Origin of the sequence: Undibacterium sp. JH2W, assembly GCF_049340425.1 — a bacterium.
GTDB lineage: Bacteria > Pseudomonadota > Gammaproteobacteria > Burkholderiales > Burkholderiaceae_D > Undibacterium.
Genome location: NZ_JBMPOT010000011.1, coordinates 211,870 through 231,693, shown reverse-complemented (window position 1 = coordinate 231,693; position 19,824 = coordinate 211,870). Strand labels below are relative to the sequence as shown.

Genomic DNA, 19,824 nt, shown 5'->3' with positions numbered 1-19,824 from the left:
TCAAAGGCAACCCCAACATCAAGACCGGTTGATTTACTGGTCTTGAGCTTAATGGGATTGCCTTTGTTTTGATGCTTTGTTTTTGATGTTTTGTTAAACCCTGCTATTAAAACTTATGCTCCAGCGACAATTTCAGCACGCGGCCACGCAAAGGCAATGGGCTGCCTGGGCGCATTTGCATGACAGTGTCGCGGTTGAAGGCGTTGAACAGGTTCATGGTCAGCAAAGTGTCTTTCCAGCCTTTGTAGTTCAGCGAGAAATCGACGGTGGTGTCAGCAGCGACCTTGCATTGGTCAACGCTGACGCCGCGGTCTAAACAGCCTTGCTCGGTATTGGCGCTGTCCAGGTCACCCCAGCTCAAAGTTGTACCGCTAGTGTAGTAAATCCTGGAACCTGCACTCCAGTCACCCCTGGACCAGCCGATTTTACCGATGGCACGGATTTTAGGTGTACCACGGCGGCCTACATAGTTTTCGCTATAGTCATTGGTAAATGAACTCCAGCTACGATAGTCGGTTTGGTAATTCATTTCCAGACCAGTGCTGAGTTTGCCTGCTTCTCCCAGATTCCATTTGCTGTTGACATCGACATCGACACCGGCAACCTTGGTTTTGGTCAGATTGGCATATTGCGCACCTATGGTGGCGATAGGGCCAATCGTAAAGCCCAGGGGTTTGCCTGCCAGTTCAGAAGCGCGTTGTGCCAAGTCTATATCTTGCGTTGTCAAGGCACCGCGTTCAACCAGACCAGCTTTTTTATCTTCATTAGCCAGAGTTTCATCTACACTCAGCACAGAAATTTCATCACGGCGCTTGATGCTGTAGTAGTCGATGGTGACGCTGGTATCCTTTGTCACTTGCAAGACCAGACCAAGGGTGAAACTCTTTGATTTTTCCGGTTTCAAGTCCTTGTTAGGCAAGACGCGCGCTGGGAAACTAACCGAGCAACCAAGGGCGTAGGCAGTGCTGGCATTGGCCTGATCGACGGCATTGCCTGTTTTCAGGGCATCTGACATCTGGGTTGCCATGGCACAGCGTTTGGGATCGAGATAACCATTATTGAACCAGGAAGCACCACCATTACCAGTCTCAGGCAAGCTAGGCGCGCGGAATCCTTCGGCTGCCGTACCGCGCAACATCAGGAAATCGGTAGCTTTGTAAGACAGCCCAAACTTGGGCACGACAGCCGCCTCAGTGGTGCCGGATTTATCGGCACGCAGGGCAAAGCTGCCTTCCAGTTGCTTGGTGAAAGGAGCGCTCAATTCGGCAAAGGCAGCGCCGACGTTACGTGACCCTTGTATGGATGCACCACTGAACTGCACGATTTGCGCATTCAGCACATTGTCGCTACTGGCTTGTTCAAAAGTTTCATGACGCAGGTCGAAACCGGTTGCCAATTGCAGCGGGCCGCCACCCAGGGCCATCAATTCACGCGATGCCTTGAAGTCCAGGAAAGTCTGGGTGGACTTGCCATGTGATCCCATTTCCGGGAACATTTTGTCAAGTACGGATTGCGGATTGACAGCACCAAATTTGTATTCACCCTTGACGATGGCATCGTAGTAACCGTAGCGGTCACGGTATAGATGCTGTTTCTGGCTTGCGCTGGACCCCATGGTACCGATAGCGCCATCCCATTCCCAGCCAAAGTGAGTGCCTTCCAGACCTACCATGACACGGTATTGATTTGCTTCACCGACATTCTTGAACATATCAGGATTATCGGCAAAACGATAATTCAGGCCAACTGGAAAGGAGTAGGGATTGAAGGGGTGGCCAACCGGCAATTGCGGATCTGTGAAGTATTGCATTTGCCCCTTGATAGAGTCATACCACGTCAATGGCACGCCAGTGATATTGCTGCGCGGTACAGAGGTGTAATAGGTGCTCTTGGTATTCGAGAAATTGACTTCAGCAGTACCGCTGAGGTTTTCACCCAGTTTTTTCTTGCCCATGCCAAAAAAAGCGATACGGTCTGCGCCAGGATTGGCATCACTGTCTTTCCAGTAATCATAACGGCACAAGCCGCCTATCAGCAGTTCAGGTGCACAACCAGGTGCTGCCGTTGTAAAAGATTTCCCAGCCAGTGTCTTGTCAGCATAATTGGCAGGATAGCGGCCAGTGTAATTGCCAGGGTAGGAACCTGTGGACAGGGTGGCGCGATCCGGGTTCATTTTCAGATACCAGTCGGGCAGCAGAGGGAAGATATCACGGTCTTTATAAGCATCGCGGTGAAATGCCTCAATGTGACCAAAGACATTGTAGCCATCTTTCTCATAATCACCTGTGCCTGCGGTAATGGAGGCGGTCTGGGATTTGTTCAGTATGCTGTTGCGCAGCGATTGCTGGGCGCTGGCATTCACAGTCACGCCCTTGAAATCTTTGCGGGTAATGATGTTGATGACACCTGCAACCGCGTCGGAGCCATAAATCGCCGAAGCACCGTCTTTCAGGATTTCTATACGCTCAATGACATTGGCTGGAATGGCATCGATGTTCACGAAAGTGGCTTGCAGGCCATCGGCGAAGCCGTAGCTAGGCAGGCGACGACCATTCAACAAGGTCAGAGTCGCTGACAGGCCCAGATTACGCAAGGAAACACCTGATGCTCCACTGGCCCAGGAATTGGCACCACCCAGATCACTGATGGCGCTGCGGTCATTGTTGCTAAGGTTGTCGAGGATATCCTTGACGGTATTGGCACCGCTGTCCATGATTTCCTGGCGTGTCAGGATTTGCACAGGCGAGGCGGTTTCGCTATCGACGCGCTTGATATTGGATCCGGTCACGATGACTTTTTGTGTGGGCGCAGCATCTTGTGCATAAGCGCTTTGCAATCCCATCAACGCCATGGAAATGGCGAGTGCGGATTTTTTCATATTAGGTAGATTTTTCAAAATATGCTCCATAGTTTTGAGGTTGCCCTCAGTCTTGCCACTCAGTCCCTCGAATGAATAGCCACCTCCATTTCACCGTGCTTAAACAGGTGGGAATGGACAAATCCGGGTCTGGTTCCTGCTTTTTATTTCAGACAAGGCCAGCCTTCTCTTTATGTTTTTGGCAATTACCACGCTGGTTTTCACTCAGGAATTACATATGCTTGAGTGTTTCAATGCAGGCATTGCTTTTTATGTACCACCAAATTCTTCACAAAAAATAAAAATCCAGAATTCGGTGGGACTCAAATGTACCAATATAAATATATTTACGGTATATTTATAAAATACCTGCGGCATATTTACAACGCAATGCTGCTAAAATATTTATCTTGTTTGCAGTCGAGAAAGAAAAAGGAGATGAAATTGAAAATCAGAATTGGCAGTTGCTTGTCACTGGGACTGGTATTGAGCCTGGGTGCCTGTAGCAGCAATCCCCCACAGGTGCAAAGCCCACGAGACCTTGAGCGTGAGCAACAAATTCAAAAGGTACTGACACATCTGCATCAGTGCAGTCCGACTCTGAGCCTGCGCTCGCAAGCTCTGACGCCAGAAGATGAAAGCAAGTCTTGCCAGATGCTGGGAGCGCTGGAGCAGCAATTCCACGACATGTTTTCGACCAGGGGCAAGCCAGTCAAAGATGATCACAACACCAGTCTGAGGGCAAATATCTACCAGTCCAAAGAAGACTTCCAGAAGTATGCGACCCAGCATTTTGATATGCCTACCAATAATGGGGGCATGTATCTGGAAGGCTATCCTGAGCGTCCGGGCAATCAGGCTGAATTTGTCGCCAATCAGAAAAAAGATGGCAGCGTCCTCAACCTGGGCCATGAGTATGTGCATTACCTTGACGGCCGTTTCAACCTGTATGGCGATTTTTGTGCCAACCTGCATGATTCGCACGCACCACCAGAAAACTGTGCCAAGCCTGCGCCGCTGACACCTTACCTGGTGTGGTGGACGGAAGGTATTGCAGAATATGTTTCCAGGGGTAAGGATAATCCGGCTGCCATCAAGGTGGCTGCTGAAAAGACTTATGCACTGAGCCAGTTATTTGACACTGGCTATGAAAACAATAATGGCACGGTCAGGATATATAGCTGGGGCTATCTGGCAGTGCGCTTCATGATGGAACAGCACAGGGCCGAGATAGAAAAGATGCTGGTGTTTACCCGCAGTGGTGATTATCCACGTTATCAATCCCTGGTCAGGTCCTGGGGCACCAGCATGGATAAAGAGTTTGCGACATGGCTAGATAATCTGAGCAAAGTGTAGTTGGAATATAGCCGGGCATTCGCGCCCGGCTATATTTTTTTACTCAATAAGCAGCGGATTTTGATTTTCTTGGCACCGGCACAAAATCAAATTGCCATTTGACAGGCGCTGACTGCTCATTCACTTTGACAGTCTGGCTCAATGCTGGTTTGATACTGCCAAGGTTGGGATGCCAGGCCTTGATTTCATAATTACCGTCTGGAAGATGATCAAGTATGGCCGCGCCGTTTTGGTCAGTCTTGACGAAATAGGGTGTGTCCAGCACCATTACATAGGCCCGCATCCAGTTATGCAAGAGGCAGTAAACGATGACGATGCCGGGCTTGTCGAAAATCACAGGCGGTGGCACGACGCCGCGTTCATAAGTCTTGATTTCAAACTCCTTGATGGCCGAGAAGGACTTCACATGATGTTCCATCTTGTCATAGTTAGGGAATTTGACTAGTGATCCTGTACGTATGGCAGTGACATAAGGTGAAAATTGCATGTCAGCTTGCGCTATGGTGGCTTCGGTTTTCTCTGAGGCTGGCAAGGGCATGCCTATCGGTGTCGCATACACCACCACATCAGCCATGGCATTGCCATTTTTATCGACAGCCTGGAAATTCAGCTTGGCTGCATGTGCCAGCAGGGGCAGGTTGGCGACGACTCCCATGACCAGGGGCAGCACCAGGCGAAATGCTTGCAGAAATAATGGCTTCATTTTTTATCCAGTCTGTCGCGAATTTGTTGAATTTTTACTTACTTGGTGACGATAGGCCGCTGCATGGGAGCCAGCTTGGCGATCAGCTTGTTTTGTATTGATGACGGTACATCATGCTTTTCCATGGCGATTTGCAAGTCTTCTGCCAATGCGTTGAAATGGGCATTTGTCACCTGCATATCCTTGTGTACTTCATCCATGCTGCGGCCACTGTATTTGCACGGACCGCCGCTGAGTTCACAAAATTGTTCGGTCAGCAAGCTGGCCAGTCTTTCAGTATCGGTATCCTTGAATGCCTTGTTGATACGCACATCTTCCAGCACGATGCTGACAAAGGAATTGACGAAAGTGCTGATGCCGGTTTTACCCCCCAGGCTTTGATACAGTGCGTCATTGCTACTTTGTGCATGGGCAGACAAGCTGGCAAGCAAGAAAAGGCTGATAGTGATTTTACTTATACGGGAAAGCATAGTATTCATGATGTGATCTTTCTATAATTTGTAGCTGTCTATGGTGGCTCAGAATCCGGCTTGCAGGGACAAGTACCAGCCACGCTGATTTTTGGGATTGAAGATAGTGATATCGCCCAGGGTTGCATAGGCCGCCGTGACAGACAGATTTTTGCTAGGGAACCAGGCGACAAAGACATCGTAGTAGTCTTTTTCATTATCGACGCTCAGATTGCGCGGCTTCATGCGATATTCCGCACCGACGGCCAGCTTGCGGTTGAGCAGATAAGCGACCGAGGTTTCCAGCATGGGTCTGTAGCTATCCTTCTTGTCGCCGCCAAAACCCAGAATACCCATCTGGTTAGCCTTGGTCATGCGCAGGGTGCCGTTCAAGAGCAGGCTTTGTTCCAGCAGGATTTTGGTGGCCGAGACATAGTAGTCAACCCCGGTATCATCTTTGGCGCCCAGTTGCTTGACATTCGTCACGCCCAGTGCACCCAGCCCACCTATGCCCTTATTGCGCTTGTACATGGCGCCAACCGCAATTTGTGGCATCCAGCTACCCTGGTCGTACACGGCATCACCGGCGACCTTGACTTTGACACCAAAAATATCCTGCTTGATATTCAAGGCATTCAGGGGGGCGAGCGAACCGGTAAATTCCTGGCTGGCCAGCGACAACTCCACACTGTCAGCAATACCGACGGCGACACCATAGGTTTTCAGGCTGTAATCCTGGGTATTGACTTGTGTGTAGTGCGCATTGGCACCGTAGCTGTCACGGGTGCCATAGCCGGTGATCAGGGCCCAGGGTGTCAAACCACCACCACCGGCACCTTCGAGCTGACTGACACCACCCGTGGCTGTCAGTTTGCCCATATCGGGTTTCAGCATCTCCTGGGCCTGGCTGGCCTGCATGCAGGCTGCGCTGCCAGCCATCAGGGCCAGGGCAAGGATTTTTTTATTCATTTGCATCATATCTCCTTTTGATCAAACGGCAATTTCGCACGGAAAACGTGTGTCTGCTGTTTGTACGCAGGTTAATGAAAATCAGATTCAGATTTATTGCAAAAAATAGGAAAACATATCAGGGCTGAGTTTTAGGGGAAACGATATCGCGTTTCATCGGTGCCAACAAAGCCATCAGGCGGTTTTGCGTGGTGGATGGAATGGCCAGTTTATCCATGGCGATTTGTACATCTTCTGCCAGTGCATAAAATTGTGCTGCCTTGATGCCCAGGCCCTGGTGCACGGTTTTCATGTCATCGCCACTGTATTTGCAAGTTCCGGCGCTGATGACACAAAATTGCTCTTTCAGTAATTGCGCCAGCCTGGGCATATTGGTGTCCTTGAATGCGGCCTTGATACGCTTATCCTGGAGGACGATGACGAGGGTTTCATCAACGATCTGGCTGATGCCACTTTCACTTCCCAGGGCCTGGTACAGGGTTTGCGGCGCCTCAGCATGGGTCGGGGAAGTGAGCATCAACAGAGCCAACAGAAGCGATGCAGCGGTGCCAGCTTGAAAGATCTTCATGGGCTTATCCTCAATTGCCGGTTTGCAGTGACAAATACCAACCACGCTGGTTTTTGGGATTGAAGACGGTGATGTCACCCAGATTGGCATAAGCCAGTGTCAGTGAGACAGATTTGCTGGGGAACCAGGCCAGGAAGGCATCATAATAAGCTTTTTCATTGTCGACTGCCAAATTCCGCGGCTTGCTACGATACTCCAAGCCAGCCACAAGTTTGCGGTTGATCAGATAGCCTACAGAAACCTCCGGCAAGAACTGATAGTGATTCCGCTGGTCACCACCAAAACCCAGCAAGCCCATCTGGTTGGCTTTGCTGAAACGCAAAGTGCCATTGAGCAGCAGGCTGTGCTCCAGTATCAGTTTGGTTGCCGATACATAATAGTCCACGCCACTATCGTTCTTTGCACCCAGTTGCTTGACACTGGTGATGCCCAGCCCCTCCAGTCCCTTGACGGCATGGTTGCGCTTATACATGGCACCGATGGCGACCTGGGGTTGCCAGCTATCCTGATCGGTGACCAGATCACCAGCAATTTTGAGCTTGATGCCGACGATATCCTGTTGTAATTCCAGCTTGTCCAGAGGTGCCAGGCTAGCAGTGAATTTTTGTGTCGCCAGCGACATTTCCAGTCTGTCTGCGATACCCACAGCCACTCCAGCCGTGTGCAAACGATAATCCTGGGTACTGACCTGGGTAATATGGGCATTCACGCCATAGCTGTCTTCAGTACCATAACCAGTAATGGTGGCCCATGGCGTCAAGCCACCACCTCCTGCCCCTTCCAGTTGTATGACAGCTCCAGTCGCCAACAGCTTGCCCTTGTCCGGCACAGGCAAGCCCTGGGCAAAGCTGGTGCCAGCCAGTGTTGCAAAGAGCAGGGGCAGGCTGGATATTAAGGCTTGTTTTAGAGGCGGCATGATATAAATCGTCGCGGCTGATAAGAATTAACCAGCATCTTGCTGGCCTTGAACGTATGCAAGATTTATTTATACAAGCTTGGTATCGCTTGCACAAGACGAATTAACGCTTTGCTACAAGTACCGCGGCTTTGCTGGCACCAGATTCACGCACTGGAGATTTGAGTTTGGCCTGAGCCCTGGCTTGTCCCAGGCTGGCTGTTTCCTGCAAATCGGCTTGCTCTTGTGCACCTGGCAGCATGGCCAGTTGGGTAAATAAATTCAAGGCCAGGTGGTAATCACGTCGGTCCAGCGCCACATCGGCGAGCACGCTGATGGTCAGCGCATAATTGCGCGAATTAGTCAGTTTGGCCAATTGCTCCAGGGCCTCATGCAGCATATGTTCGGCAGCATCGAGCGAACCCATCTTGCGCAAGGTATCGCCGATTTGCATGAGGCAATTGCCTATGCTGGGTGACCAGCCAGTAGGCTTGGCGAGCTTTAGTGCCTTTTGCAACCATTCCAACGCCGATTCAAAATCATTCGCATTGCTATAGTTGTAGCCTATGTTGGAGGCGGTCAGGATGGCGCGGCGTATCTGGCCAGATTCCAGGCATTGCTCATAAGCCTTGCTTAAAAACAGCACTGACTCATCCAGCTTCCCATTCAGGCCTGCATGCAAGCCCAGGAAGTCATTCATCAAGGCTGCCAGGCCAGGATGAATCTCCTTGGGTGGGTTGCGGGATTCAAAATAGCGGTCAAAATAAGATTTTGCTAATTTATCATCGCGCAAGACAGCTACCCTTGCCAGTGCTGCAGCCGTGCATCGCTTGCGCAAGATATCATCGGCCTTGCTGGCTTCATCGATGGAAATCGCCATTTCTATATCGCATTCCACATGTTTTCCCTGGTCAGAAAACACAAAGCCCAGCATGCGGTGAGCGTCGCTCAGGCTGGCGGGATCAAGATGAACATCAGGGTGCCTGAGTATGGCTTGTACGATGGCGGCAGCACCTTCCAGATCGGCATGCAACCATTTTTCTTCCGCCCGTATCAATTGCAGTCGCAAGTAAACCAGGGCCTTGTCGGTGTCGGTCCGGCTTGAGTTATTCAGCAAACTACTGATTTGCTCACACAGCGCTAGCGCTTTACTGCTATCGCGCTGGCGCAAATGCCAGGCCAGTGCAAGCAAATCGTCAAGATGCCCTACTGCCACCAAGTCGGTCAAATCTTGCTCTAACTGCCTAACTTCACGATCTGTGGCGTATAAATCCATCATATATTGTTTGCCGAAAAGAAATTTTCTTCAGCGTAAGCGATTCAAATAATAAAAGAAATGGATGAAAAGCTAAGCTATGGTTAGTATCTTGTTTTAATTAAAATCCACCCAGGGCCGTCGAATGAAATGAGTTTTGATGAGTTTCATTACCACAATACGCAAGATTTAATGTCTGTGTTGCGGCATAAGTTGGTTTTAACAATTTTTAACGGTATATACTAAGTCCCTGATTTTCCTTCGGGCATTAATAATTGGATGGATCCAGGCGAGAAAGCCACCTGGATTCAAGCTGGTTCGAGGGAGTAAGAGTGGAATCGCAAACAAAATTACTAATAGCTTTTTCAGAGCCCAAGTATGAGTCGTTCGTCTTTGCGTCGAGAATTGGTGATACCGATTATCGTGCTGGTGATAGGTGTGTCTGCTGCCATAGGTTGGGTCTCCATGAAGGCCGGGACGGATGCCGTCTATACGCTGACCCAGCGCATCCTGATCGATATGGTCAACCGTATCAATCATGCGACTGAAAAACATTTGGACGGTGCCCTGATTGCACTGGAGTCAGTCGCACCCAGCCCGGCCAATTTACCCAGGGAGCAAAGTTTTTCTTCTGACATGAGGGCACTGGAAGAGAAGTTCTGGTCTGCCAGTGGCTTGTTCATGGATGTGAATAATTATGTCTATTTCGGCGGCAGCGACGGGCGTTTTGTCGGCGTCTATAGAATATCCAGGGAAATGGTGCAACTATTCTGGCGCGAGCCTGACAGTGACAAGCGCACGGTGTTTCGCGTCAATCATGTCGGCGATCGTTCCAATGTCTTGCGCAGTGATGATTTTGATCCGCGCCTGCGTCCCTGGTACAAGATAGCGCAAAATTCGGAAAGACCGGTATGGTCAAAAATTTATAATAATTTTTCTTTCCACTTTCCCACGATTACGCTGGCCAAGGCCGTTTATCAAAAGGACCACGAATTTGCCGGCGTCATGGCCACCGATCTGACGCTGAAAGAACTCTCAAACTTCTTGCGCAAACTCGAAATCAGTAAAAACAGCGTCGCCTACATCGTTGACGCTGATGGCTATATCGTTGCGACTTCTGGCCAGGAATTACCAGAGCGCACAGTCAATGGCACGCCAGAACGCATGCGTGCCATCGACATGAAGACGCCCCTGATCAGTGAAACATTCCAAAAAGTAGCGAACTTGAAATTGCCAGCTACCCAGACACAATCGATGGAACTCAGCAATGGCACTATCGATGTGGCGATTTCACCTTTGGGCAATAAGCAGGGACTCAACTGGCTGACCGTGGTGGCTGTACCGCGAGCCGATTTCATGAGCAGCATTAACCAGGGCTTTATGCAAAGCATGGTGATTGCCTTGGCTTGTGTCATCTTTGCCCTGACCATAGGCCTGACCATCGTTGAGCGTGTCATACGCGATGTGCGCAAGCTGACTTCAGCTGCTGAAAAATTTGGTAATGGCGAACCCATGCCCAGCCTGCAAATCCGCCGTACCGACGAGATAGGCATGCTGGCCCAGACCTTTGTCGAGATGGAAAACAAGCTGCGTTATGACAAGCTGACCCAGGTGGCAAACCGTGAATCCCTGTTTGCCCAGATCAATTATCTGCAAAAAATGGCATTGGAAAATCCCGGTTCCAGTGAAGGATTCACCTTACTTTTTATTGATCTGGATCGTTTTAAATACATCAATGATAATCACGGCCACGATGCGGGTGACAAGGCACTGGTGATTATTGCTGCCCGCCTGCGTTCTGCCATACGCGAGACGGACGAGGTGGCGCGCTACGGTGGTGATGAATTCGTGCTGCTTTTAAAAGATACCAAGAATTCCATAGACATCAATAATATGGTGGAAAAAATCTGCAGCGTCGTTGAGCAGCCGATTTCCCTCGACGATATCGTGGTCAGCGTCGGTGTTTCTGTGGGCTGGGCCAGCTTCCCTGAAGATGGTAGCGACTATGTCCGTCTCATCAAGATAGCCGATAGCCGCATGTATAACCGCAAGCGTGACCGCAAATCCAGCCAGTTTGTCCACCTGGCCTGAGCTGCATCTTCAAGCCTGTGTATGCTGTTCTTTCCATTTGAGTAGCCAGGATGGCAGATCGGCTGAAGGCATGGGTTTGCTGATGTAATAGCCCTGGGCCTGGTCGCAGCCCAGTTCTTTCAGCAGTTGCATGACTTCCAGGTTTTCCACCCCTTCAGCGACGACACGCAAGCCCATATTGTGGCCAAGGTCTATGGTGGATTTGACGATCTTGGTATCGTCGATATCTGTTTCCATTTTTAGCACAAAAGACTTGTCGATTTTCAGTTCATGGACAGGCAGGCGTTTCAGGTAAGCCAGTGAAGAATAGCCGGTTCCAAAATCATCTATCGATAATTCCAGGCCCATGGCATGCAGGCGATCAAGAGTCTGGAAAGCCCGGACCGGGTCATCCATGATGGCACTCTCAGTGATCTCCAGGCAAAATGAGGCAGGCTGCACTTCGTTGTTTTGCAGTATCTGGGCAAACTTGCCAGGCAAGTCCTGGTCCAGTAAATCGCGGGTGGAAATATTTACTGAAATCTTCAAGTGTATGCCCTGTTGTTGCCAGACATGGCAGACACGCGCCGCTTCATTCATGACCCAATGAGTTAGCTGGCGAATAAAGCCGGTTTGTTCAGCAAAAGGAATGAATTGATCGGGGAAAATAAAGCCACGTTCCGGGTGTATCCAGCGTACCAGGGCTTCGACGGCGATGACCTGTCCATGATCCAGCCCCACCTTGGGTTGCACATACAGACGGAAAGCTTGTTGCTCCAGTGCTGCCCTTAGCTCGCTGAGTAATGACAGGCTTTGCTGGCTGGATTTATCAATATCAGGTGAGTAGATGACGGCACCGCTATTGCCTTGTTTGGCTGCATACATGGCGACTTCGACACGGCTCAGCAAGCTCTGGGCATCGCTGGCATGTTCCGGGAAACCGGCTATGCCTATGCCTGCCCCCAAGTCTACAGTCTGGTCTTCTATGGAGATCGGTTTTTCCAGTGAACGCAAGATGCGGTTGGCCAGGTCAAGTGCATTTTCTTTTGAGCTATTCGGCAAGAGTATGGCGAATTCATCGCCACCCAGACGGGCCGGTTTGGTACCACCAGTACCGAGTTCCGCAGACAGACGTATGGCGACCTGATTCAGCAGGATGTCACCGAAGCGATGGCCCATGACATCATTGACATGCTTGAAACGGTCCAGGTCCATCATCAGGACAAAGCAGGATTTTTCATAAGAACGGGCACTGGCGATGGCTTCTTCCAGCATATCGGTGAACAGGGCGCGGTTCGGTAAATTGGTCAGGGTGTCCCAGTAAGCCAGACGGCTGATTTCTTTTTCACGCTGGGCGATGCCGTCACGCATGGTCATAAAGGTGCGCGCCAGATCGCCGATTTCATCTTTTTGCTTGACATCGATGGTGGCAGTGTAATCACCGGCACCCAGGCTGCGCGCTGTTTCTGCCAGTTGTCGCACTGGACCAGTGATGCGACGTGCAGTAATTGCGCTAATGATACTGGCGACGATAGCACCAAGCACAGTCAGTATCAGCAGATTTCTCTGCAATTCCTTATACGGTGCCACCGCTTCGCTGATGGATAATTGCAGTACGGCGATGGTGTTGTACTGCGCATTATGTGCCAGTGGAATGATGTGGGCGCTGTATTGGTCTTCATCTATTTGCAAGGGCATGGCCTTGACTTGCTGGCTGGCCGGTGGCATGAGTTTAGCCAGTTTTTGTGCATGCTCGTCGCTAAGGGTGGAGACATTGGTTTTCCAGTTGGCAGCTTGATCGGAAGTCAGCAAGCTGATTTGCATATACGACTGGTCCCGCATTTCATTGACCAGGTTTTTACCTATAGGTATACCCATGACTATCCAGGCGATGGTGACCGGAGCCTGGACTGGGGCAACGAGGAATTGATAGGGCCTGCCATCGACAATGGCGCTACCAGAGGCGCTGCCGGTTTTTTCTGCCGCAGTGATGAGTGCACTGACTGTCTGTTGCAAACTACCCTTGCGCAAATCTTGCAGGTTGGCATTGGTGGACAGGCTGATTTTTCCATCCAATTCTGTGAGTATGGCTAAATCCGAGCCTATCCTGTCACCGTGGTTGGACAAGGTGGATATGATGGTGGCTACATCCTTGCTTGCAATGGCTTGTATAAAACCGTATTCACGCCCCAGTACGGTCACGCTTTGCAGGAATTTCTGGGCGTTTTGATCGAGCACCTTTTCAAATACTCTTTCATTGATTTTCAAGCTGGCTTCAACCGCCTGACGTGCGTTCCTGTCTATGGCATTCCCAATGGCAAAAAAAGCCGCAAGTTGCACACTCAACAGCAAACCGATGAAGAGAGTAACAACACGGCTTTCCAGACTATGCAAACGCATGAACTTTCCTTGAAATGGACGTGAAGAAAATGTTTTTGTTTATCCTGCTTTGTAATTCAATTTTATATTCACATTGACAGTATTGTTGTCAATTTGCAGATTTTGTTCGGGTATGGCTGCACTGGGTGCTTGCTTGGGGTGCCAGGTTTTCAAGATGTATTTGCCAGCAGGCATGGCTGGCAAGCGGGCGTTGCCAGCAGCATCCGTCTTGGCAAAATAGGGGGTATCAACAATGTGTATGTACGCCACCATCTGGTCATGGATATTGCAGCCGACCACCACGGTCCCAGCTTTGTCGAAAATGATGGGGGCCGCCGGTTTGCCAGAATACAGCTTCAACTCAAAGGGCTTGGCCGGAGAAAATGAATAGGCATGATGCCTGACCGTATCATTGTTGGGAAAGGAAATCGAGGTACCGGTTTGCACGGCTGTCACAAAAGGCATGAATTTTTTGTCTTTTTGCTGGATTTCCGCAGTGGCTGCCTTGGTCAACTGTGGCCCGCTGGCCAGCTCTGCATACACTACCGCATCCTGGACGGGTTGGCCGCTGCTATCGGTCACCTGGATCACGGCATTGGCCTGCGCCGTACTGGCTAACATCAGTGCGGCGCTCATGCCAGTCAGTGCCAGCGCGAAGAATTTCAATAATGGACGATGCATGTTTCACCCTGCCAGAAAAGTGGTTGAAATGATCTCTTGTTATATTACTGTAGTTCTGCGCCAGACAGAAAGTCTGGCCTGATTTACCAGGGATTTACTGTGGATATTTAGTGCATCTTGCCTAAAACCTGCTTGCGCAGGAATTGTTTGTAGAATATCAGGTAAAGCCAGCCCTGTTTGTTATACTATTGTATAAGGGCAATTTGCGTATTCTGGGATGCTATTGCTTGTGTAGTTTATTGTTGGCGAGTTCGTACTGGTAATTTATGCAGGGATCGGCTGGTATCGGCAGGAAGATGCAGGAATACGGGGCATGGAATCAATCATTAAACACCTGGTAGAAATTACCGGGCATCGCGATCATGATTTACTGAATATTTCAGTAATTACTGCGCTGCGTCAATTGACCAACGCAGAGTCGGCGCGGGTACTCGACGTGGTTTCCATCGGCCAGCAAGTCTTCATCAAAGCGCATATCAGCATTCAGGATGGGAATGTCGCTATCAACGACGAATCGCAGACGGCACCCTCATCGAGCGACTCCCTGGAACAGTATCCTGAGTTAAAAGAGGGCATCGCACTGCAGCAACAGGTCATAGAGCATTCCATAGAGGGCGGCAAAATTATCTGGCTACCCATCTGGATCAATGACAAGTTGCACACTTGCCTGGAAATCTACAAGCCAGCCAATTACACCACGACCACGATGGAAGTTGTTAGCGGCATGCTGATTGTCTACCGCAACTTCCAGAACCTGCTTGATTATAGTGAGCGCGACTCGTTGACGGGTTTGCTCAATCGCAAGACTTTTGATGATAATTTTTCCAAGGTCTTGCGTAGCAGTGCCTTGCAACAACAAGCCAGTACCGAAGCAGAGCGCGAAGAAGAAGAGCGCCGCAGCCATGAGCCTGAGCGCCAGCACTGGCTGGCTGTATTGGATATTGACCACTTCAAGCGCGTGAATGACCAGTTTGGTCATTTGTATGGTGATGAAGTCCTGATCCTGATCGCTAATCTCTTGCGCAGTTCTTTCCGCCCTTCTGACCGGCTATTCCGTTTTGGCGGAGAAGAGTTCGTGATCTTGCTACGCTCCACTTCGCAAGAAGATGCACAAAGCATTTTTGAGCGTTTCCGTCAGAATGTGGAGCAACATCATTTCCCGCAGGTAGGGACGGTGACCATCAGCATAGGTTATGCCCGTATAGATCCGTTCGAACCCGCCGTCGCCATAGTAGGCCGGGCTGACCAGGCCCTGTATTTTGCCAAGACCAGTGGCCGCAATCGCACTTGTTATTATGAGGCCCTGGTATCGAGCGGTGATTTGCATACCGAAGTTTCCAACGATACTGCTGAATTTTTTTAATCAGAGAATGCAAACTGTTGCCGGTACTCAACTGCCAGCCTGCTCCTTGTTCTTCTTATGCGCATTGGTCATCATGATGACACTACCCAGAATGATGCTCATGGCCAGCATTTCGCGCATGGATAAATGTTCACCACCAAACACCACACCCAGGGCAACCGCAATGACGGGATTGACATAGGCATAGCTGGCAGCCAAGCCAGCCGGCACTTTGGATAGCAGATACATATAGGCCGTGAATGCCAGCAGCGAACCGGCGACTACCAGGTAAGCCCAGGCCGCCACTGCATTAATAGTGACTTCACCTGTCAGTTGCTCACCCTTGCACAGGCTGATGATGAACAGGAACAGGCCGCCGACCAGCATTTCACTCGCAAAGCCCATGCCGCCTGCAGCCATCTTGAGTTTCTTTTGCGACAAAATCGAACCTACGTCCCAGCATAGTATTGCGCCCAGCAAGAACAATATGCCTAAAGGCTGCGCCGAGAATTGCCCGTCAGATGCCAGCAACAGGGCACCGGCAAAGCCGCAGAGTATGCCCGTCCATTCTCGGCGCTTGGGCCAGTCACCAAACAGGCCGGACAAACCAGACAAAATCATGGGTGAGCAGGCAATGAAGACTGCAGTCAGTCCAGACGACACATATTGCTGCGCCACCGCGGTCAAACCAGTGCCGCCACCCAGCATCAAAATGCCGACGATGCCGCCATCACGCCATTCACGCAAAGTCGGGTTGGGGGCACCACGCCATTTTTGCCAAGCATACAGGATAGCCCCTGCCACCAGAAAGCGCGTACCTATCATCATGAAAGGCGGGAAAGCCTTCAAGGCCACCTGTATGGCAAAGTAAGTGGAACCCCAGACTATATAGACGGTGAGCAGGGCGAACAGGACTTGGCGTGGCAGATGGCGCATGGCAGGAGAGGCATAGATTAAATTCAGGCAATCAGTGTATGTTAGTGAGATCGATTTTTGAATGGATAATCAAAGGTAAATCAGGTACATTTCTTTTAATCTCAACGAAAAAACAGGATTTTTCCATGAAGATAGAATTGGATATGATGGATGGCAAAATCCTTGAGATCTTGCAGGCCGATGCCAGGGTCACCATGGCCGAGATAGGCCGACGTATACATCTCAGCCAGCCAGCTGTGACCGAAAGAGTCAAGCGCATGGAAGCGGCCAATGTCATCACCGGCTATCATGCCAGGGTCGATCCTGAAGCTCTGGGCTATGGCATCACCGCCTTTGTCCGCATTGCCAGCCGTGCAACCGACACGCCGGTATTGAAAATCGCCGAACAAGTGCCTGAAGTAGTTGAATGCCATGCCATTACCGGGGAAGATTGTGTGATCGTCAAAGTGGTCGCACCTTCGGTACGTGAACTGGAGCGGGTGATTACCAGCCTTGCACGTTGCGGTGTGACCTCGACTTCCCTGATACTGTCGTCCTCAATAGAAAGACGGGCTATCAAGCCTGTGGAATAAAACATGGAATTGCGCCAGCTACGTTATTTTGTTGCTATCGTTGACCACGGCTCGCTGTCGCGCGCGGCGCGCGTGCTGCATATCGTGCAACCGGCCCTGACCCAGCAATTGCAGCAACTCGAAGAAGAACTGGGCGCGATGCTGTTGCACAGGTCAGCGCAGGGTATGCAAGCCACAGATGCTGGCAAAATATTCTATGAACATGCGCTGGCGATTTTAAAGCAGGTCAGCGATGCGAAATCGGCCGTCGCTCAATCGACCGACAAACCCAGCGGCACGGTGGCGCTGGGGATACCGCAAAGTGCTTCGGGCGCGCTGGCCTTTCCTTTATTGAAAGCCGTGCGTAGCGCCTACCCCGACATCGTGTTTCAACTGACAGAAGAATTGACCGGCAACCTGACTGAACAATTGCGCTCAGGTCGTTTGAATCTGGCCATCCTGTTTGATGATGGTCAGTTGGGCGGCTTCGCCACTAAGCCACTGGTAGAAGAAGAAATGATGTATATCACACGCACGGATTCGCAGTTTGCCTGCAAGCGCAAATCGATTACCCTGGCCCAGGCCTTGCAGGCCACCCTGATCCTGCCCAGCATACAACATGGTGTGCGGCCACGCATAGAACAAGTGGTCCGGCAAGAGGGCAAGCGCATAGAGAATGTCATCGACATCACCTCCATCGCGATCTTGAAGTCGGCCCTGCTGGCAGATATGGGGGCCACCATCTTACCGGTCTCACCCATGCTGGCAGAAATTGAGCGTGGCGAAATGCGCGCCTGTCCCATCAGCGATGTGCAGCTATCGCGTACCGTGACCTTGTGCGCCTCCAGGAATATACCCTTGACGAATGCTGCCATGGCAGTCGAAAAACTGGTGCTGGAGCTGACGCGGGACTTGAGCACCAGCGGAAAATGGCTGGGCACCAGCAATCTGGTGACCTGACGATGGAAGAAAAGTCGTATTGGGTGAAAATCAAAAAACCGGTACTGGCAGGCTGGTTTTTATTCTGGATATTAATGATCACCGTGGCCGTGCAAGACCATTTGAAAGGTGGCGGCCAGCATATCTGGGAACCCATATTCTGGGAAAGTTCTTCTGCCCTCGTCGGTACACTGCTGCTCTTGCTGCAAAGGCGCAGGCTGACCGACAGGCGTTTATTGCAGACACCGGCCAAATGGTTTTGGCAGCAAATATTACCCCTGCCTTTGCTGAGTACAGCATTTGTCGTCGCTGTGTATGGTTTGCGCCATGCATTGTACGCGATGCTGGGCTTGCGCTATCAGCATGATGGCTGGATCAAGGTCTACTTTTATGAATGCAGCAAGATATTCCTGTTCTTTGGCATGTTCTATGTCGTGATTTTTGGCCTGCAAGCCTATGCTTCTTTGCTCGAAGAAAAAGAGAATGCAGAAAAATCCCAGGCCCTGTTACGCAATGCACAATTGCACAGGCTGACGCAACAGATGCAGCCGCATTTCCTGTTCAATGTGCTCAATACCATTTCATCGCTGATGTACACCGACGTCAAGCTGGCCGACAGCGCGCTGAGCCAGATCGCCACACTCTTGCGCGCCAGCATGGACCTGGGCAAGCATAGCGAAACCAGCCTCGCAGATGAATTGAAACTGCTGCAGGCCTATGCAAAGTTGATGAGCCTGCGCTTTATTGACAGGGTAGAGATCAACTGGGACATTGCTGACGAAGTGCTGGCCTGTAAAGTACCCGTCATGAGCCTGCAAACCATACTGGAAAACAGTTTCAAGCATACTGTGGAAAAACGCAGCCAGCTTACCCACATAAAGATCAGTGCATACAGAGAGACAGGGCAAGTCATCCTGCGCATCGAGGATGACGCCGGCCATTTGCAGGAGAACGGCCAAGGTTCAGGTGTAGGCATCAGCAATTTGCGTCAGCGCCTGCAAGTCTTGTATCAGGACAAAGCCAGCCTGCAATTGCGCGATTTGACACCATCTGGCGTAATCACCGAGCTGCGCCTGCCCCTTGATACTGGGAGCGTAGCCAGATGAAAATTCTCATCGTCGATGATGAAGCCTATGCCAGGGACAAGCTCAGACGTCTGGTAGCCGAGCATGTGGCGGATGCCATCGTGTTGGAAGCCAGGGACGGCAAAGAGGCGCTGGACTGCATACAAAAGCAGCAGCCTGATCTGGTCTTTCTTGATATACAAATGCCGGAGATGGACGGCATCACCGTCGCCAGTCAACTGACAGCGCCTGTGCCATTGATTGTTTTTGCCACTGCCTATGACCAGTTCGCCCTGCAGGCTTTTGATGCGAATGCGATAGACTATCTGCTCAAGCCTTATGATGAAGCGAGGTTTCTGCGCGCCCTGCAAAGAGTGAGTGAGCGCCGGATGAGTGCGAAAAAAATCCAGTCAGAACAACATTTGCTCTTGAATGAAAAAGGCCGCGTCACCGTCATTAAACTGGCCGACATCATACGACTGGAAGCTGCTGATAATTATGTGCTGATCTTTACCCGCCAACAGCAACATATGATGCGCCAGACCTTGTCGGGTTTGCAGGAGAGGCTGGGGCAGGGCTTTGTGCGTTGCCACCGCAGCCATATCGTCAGTCTGGACCAGATTACCCAGGTATTGCCAGCGCAAAAGGGCGATGCTGAACTGCTGCTGCAAGATGGCCTGCGCCTGCCATGCAGCCGTCAGCACAGGGATGAGGTGGTGCAGGCGCTTGCCAGCTAAGAGGCTGTTGGGTTTTCCATTTCACCCCTTCCCACATCCAGTCCGCCACATTTTTCTGGTGTGAATTTGACCA

General features: G+C 50.8%; 17 protein-coding genes. 7 read left to right on the top strand and 10 right to left on the bottom strand.

What is annotated here, in order from left to right; all coding sequences use genetic code 11:
- Window positions 1-106: 106 nt before the first annotated feature.
- Window positions 107-2,896, bottom strand: coding sequence for a TonB-dependent receptor plug domain-containing protein (locus ACO0LC_RS18340; protein WP_423005676.1), 2,790 nt, complete (start codon window positions 2,894-2,896; stop codon window positions 107-109).
- A 405-nt stretch (window positions 2,897-3,301) separates the two neighbouring features.
- Between ACO0LC_RS18340 and ACO0LC_RS18335 the strand changes: the two genes are divergently transcribed.
- Window positions 3,302-4,213, top strand: coding sequence for a collagenase (locus ACO0LC_RS18335; protein WP_423005674.1), 912 nt, complete (start codon window positions 3,302-3,304; stop codon window positions 4,211-4,213).
- Between the two features lie 43 nt (window positions 4,214-4,256).
- On the opposite strand, the gene ACO0LC_RS18330 is transcribed toward ACO0LC_RS18335, so the two are convergent.
- The 6 genes from ACO0LC_RS18330 to ACO0LC_RS18305 form a co-directional block, all read right to left on the bottom strand.
- The gene (locus tag ACO0LC_RS18330; protein WP_423005672.1) at window positions 4,257-4,916 is read right to left on the bottom strand and encodes a methylamine utilization protein; all 660 of its coding nucleotides are present in this window, start codon (window positions 4,914-4,916) and stop codon (window positions 4,257-4,259) included.
- 38 nt (window positions 4,917-4,954) lie between these two features.
- Complete coding sequence (locus ACO0LC_RS18325) at window positions 4,955-5,395, bottom strand: group I truncated hemoglobin (RefSeq protein WP_423005670.1); 441 nt, start codon at window positions 5,393-5,395, stop codon at window positions 4,955-4,957.
- A 39-nt stretch (window positions 5,396-5,434) separates the two neighbouring features.
- Window positions 5,435-6,304, bottom strand: a complete 870-nt coding sequence (locus ACO0LC_RS18320; protein ID WP_423005744.1) for a DUF3034 family protein — start codon at window positions 6,302-6,304, stop codon at window positions 5,435-5,437.
- Between the two features lie 148 nt (window positions 6,305-6,452).
- Window positions 6,453-6,902 (bottom strand): group I truncated hemoglobin, encoded by a 450-nt coding sequence (locus ACO0LC_RS18315; RefSeq protein ID WP_423005668.1) that lies wholly within the window; start codon window positions 6,900-6,902, stop codon window positions 6,453-6,455.
- 10 nt (window positions 6,903-6,912) lie between these two features.
- Window positions 6,913-7,818, bottom strand: coding sequence for a DUF3034 family protein (locus tag ACO0LC_RS18310; RefSeq protein ID WP_423005666.1), 906 nt, complete (start codon window positions 7,816-7,818; stop codon window positions 6,913-6,915).
- Between the two features lie 103 nt (window positions 7,819-7,921).
- A complete protein-coding gene (locus tag ACO0LC_RS18305) occupies window positions 7,922-9,076 on the bottom strand; it encodes a tetratricopeptide repeat protein (protein ID WP_423005664.1) in 1,155 nt (384 codons plus the stop codon).
- A 354-nt stretch (window positions 9,077-9,430) separates the two neighbouring features.
- Here ACO0LC_RS18305 and ACO0LC_RS18300 point away from each other — a divergent pair, with 354 nt between their 5' ends.
- Window positions 9,431-11,143, top strand: coding sequence for a diguanylate cyclase domain-containing protein (locus tag ACO0LC_RS18300; RefSeq protein ID WP_423005662.1), 1,713 nt, complete (start codon window positions 9,431-9,433; stop codon window positions 11,141-11,143).
- Between the two features lie 9 nt (window positions 11,144-11,152).
- Here ACO0LC_RS18300 and ACO0LC_RS18295 read toward each other — a convergent pair whose 3' ends face one another.
- Together ACO0LC_RS18295 and ACO0LC_RS18290 are read right to left on the bottom strand one after the other, a co-directional pair.
- Window positions 11,153-13,522: a putative bifunctional diguanylate cyclase/phosphodiesterase gene (locus tag ACO0LC_RS18295; RefSeq protein ID WP_423005660.1), complete on the bottom strand. Its 2,370-nt coding sequence runs from the start codon at window positions 13,520-13,522 to the stop codon at window positions 11,153-11,155.
- Window positions 13,523-13,561: 39 nt separating this feature from the next.
- Window positions 13,562-14,182, bottom strand: a complete 621-nt coding sequence (locus tag ACO0LC_RS18290; RefSeq protein ID WP_423005658.1) for a methylamine utilization protein — start codon at window positions 14,180-14,182, stop codon at window positions 13,562-13,564.
- A gap of 313 nt (window positions 14,183-14,495) precedes the next feature.
- On the opposite strand from ACO0LC_RS18290, the gene ACO0LC_RS18285 reads away from it, so the two are divergent.
- Entirely contained in the window at window positions 14,496-15,545 is a 1,050-nt protein-coding gene (locus tag ACO0LC_RS18285; protein ID WP_423005656.1) for a GGDEF domain-containing protein, read from the top strand.
- 27 nt (window positions 15,546-15,572) lie between these two features.
- On the opposite strand, the gene yedA is transcribed toward ACO0LC_RS18285, so the two are convergent.
- Entirely contained in the window at window positions 15,573-16,460 is an 888-nt protein-coding gene (gene yedA, locus ACO0LC_RS18280) for a drug/metabolite exporter YedA (RefSeq protein WP_423005654.1), read from the bottom strand.
- A gap of 125 nt (window positions 16,461-16,585) precedes the next feature.
- Here yedA and ACO0LC_RS18275 point away from each other — a divergent pair, with 125 nt between their 5' ends.
- Genes ACO0LC_RS18275 through ACO0LC_RS18260 form a run of 4 tightly spaced genes read left to right on the top strand, consistent with a single transcriptional unit; the run spans window position 16,586 to window position 19,751 of the window.
- The gene (locus tag ACO0LC_RS18275; RefSeq protein ID WP_423005652.1) at window positions 16,586-17,032 is read left to right on the top strand and encodes an Lrp/AsnC family transcriptional regulator; all 447 of its coding nucleotides are present in this window, start codon (window positions 16,586-16,588) and stop codon (window positions 17,030-17,032) included.
- Window positions 17,033-17,035: 3 nt separating this feature from the next.
- Window positions 17,036-17,971 (top strand): LysR substrate-binding domain-containing protein, encoded by a 936-nt coding sequence (locus tag ACO0LC_RS18270; RefSeq protein ID WP_423005650.1) that lies wholly within the window; start codon window positions 17,036-17,038, stop codon window positions 17,969-17,971.
- A complete protein-coding gene (locus ACO0LC_RS18265) occupies window positions 17,941-19,056 on the top strand; it encodes a sensor histidine kinase (RefSeq protein WP_423005648.1) in 1,116 nt (371 codons plus the stop codon). Before ACO0LC_RS18270 ends, ACO0LC_RS18265 begins: the two co-directional genes overlap by 31 nt.
- Window positions 19,053-19,751, top strand: coding sequence for a LytR/AlgR family response regulator transcription factor (locus ACO0LC_RS18260; RefSeq protein WP_423005646.1), 699 nt, complete (start codon window positions 19,053-19,055; stop codon window positions 19,749-19,751). Before ACO0LC_RS18265 ends, ACO0LC_RS18260 begins: the two co-directional genes overlap by 4 nt.
- Window positions 19,752-19,824: the final 73 nt, after the last annotated feature.

Coding starts and splice junctions, on each gene's coding strand:
- ACO0LC_RS18330 (WP_423005672.1), bottom strand. CDS start 4,916: ATGAAGCCATTATTTCTGCAAGCATTTCGCCTGGTGCTGCCCCTGGTC.
- ACO0LC_RS18325 (WP_423005670.1), bottom strand. CDS start 5,395: ATGAATACTATGCTTTCCCGTATAAGTAAAATCACTATCAGCCTTTTC.
- ACO0LC_RS18320 (WP_423005744.1), bottom strand. CDS start 6,304: ATGGCTGGCAGCGCAGCCTGCATGCAGGCCAGCCAGGCCCAGGAGATG.
- ACO0LC_RS18315 (WP_423005668.1), bottom strand. CDS start 6,902: ATGAAGATCTTTCAAGCTGGCACCGCTGCATCGCTTCTGTTGGCTCTG.
- ACO0LC_RS18310 (WP_423005666.1), bottom strand. CDS start 7,818: ATGCCGCCTCTAAAACAAGCCTTAATATCCAGCCTGCCCCTGCTCTTT.
- ACO0LC_RS18305 (WP_423005664.1), bottom strand. CDS start 9,076: ATGATGGATTTATACGCCACAGATCGTGAAGTTAGGCAGTTAGAGCAA.
- ACO0LC_RS18300 (WP_423005662.1), top strand. CDS start 9,431: ATGAGTCGTTCGTCTTTGCGTCGAGAATTGGTGATACCGATTATCGTG.
- ACO0LC_RS18295 (WP_423005660.1), bottom strand. CDS start 13,522: ATGCGTTTGCATAGTCTGGAAAGCCGTGTTGTTACTCTCTTCATCGGT.
- ACO0LC_RS18290 (WP_423005658.1), bottom strand. CDS start 14,182: ATGCATCGTCCATTATTGAAATTCTTCGCGCTGGCACTGACTGGCATG.
- ACO0LC_RS18285 (WP_423005656.1), top strand. CDS start 14,496: ATGGAATCAATCATTAAACACCTGGTAGAAATTACCGGGCATCGCGAT.
- yedA (WP_423005654.1), bottom strand. CDS start 16,460: ATGCGCCATCTGCCACGCCAAGTCCTGTTCGCCCTGCTCACCGTCTAT.
- ACO0LC_RS18275 (WP_423005652.1), top strand. CDS start 16,586: ATGAAGATAGAATTGGATATGATGGATGGCAAAATCCTTGAGATCTTG.
- ACO0LC_RS18270 (WP_423005650.1), top strand. CDS start 17,036: ATGGAATTGCGCCAGCTACGTTATTTTGTTGCTATCGTTGACCACGGC.
- ACO0LC_RS18265 (WP_423005648.1), top strand. CDS start 17,941: ATGGCTGGGCACCAGCAATCTGGTGACCTGACGATGGAAGAAAAGTCG.
- ACO0LC_RS18260 (WP_423005646.1), top strand. CDS start 19,053: ATGAAAATTCTCATCGTCGATGATGAAGCCTATGCCAGGGACAAGCTC.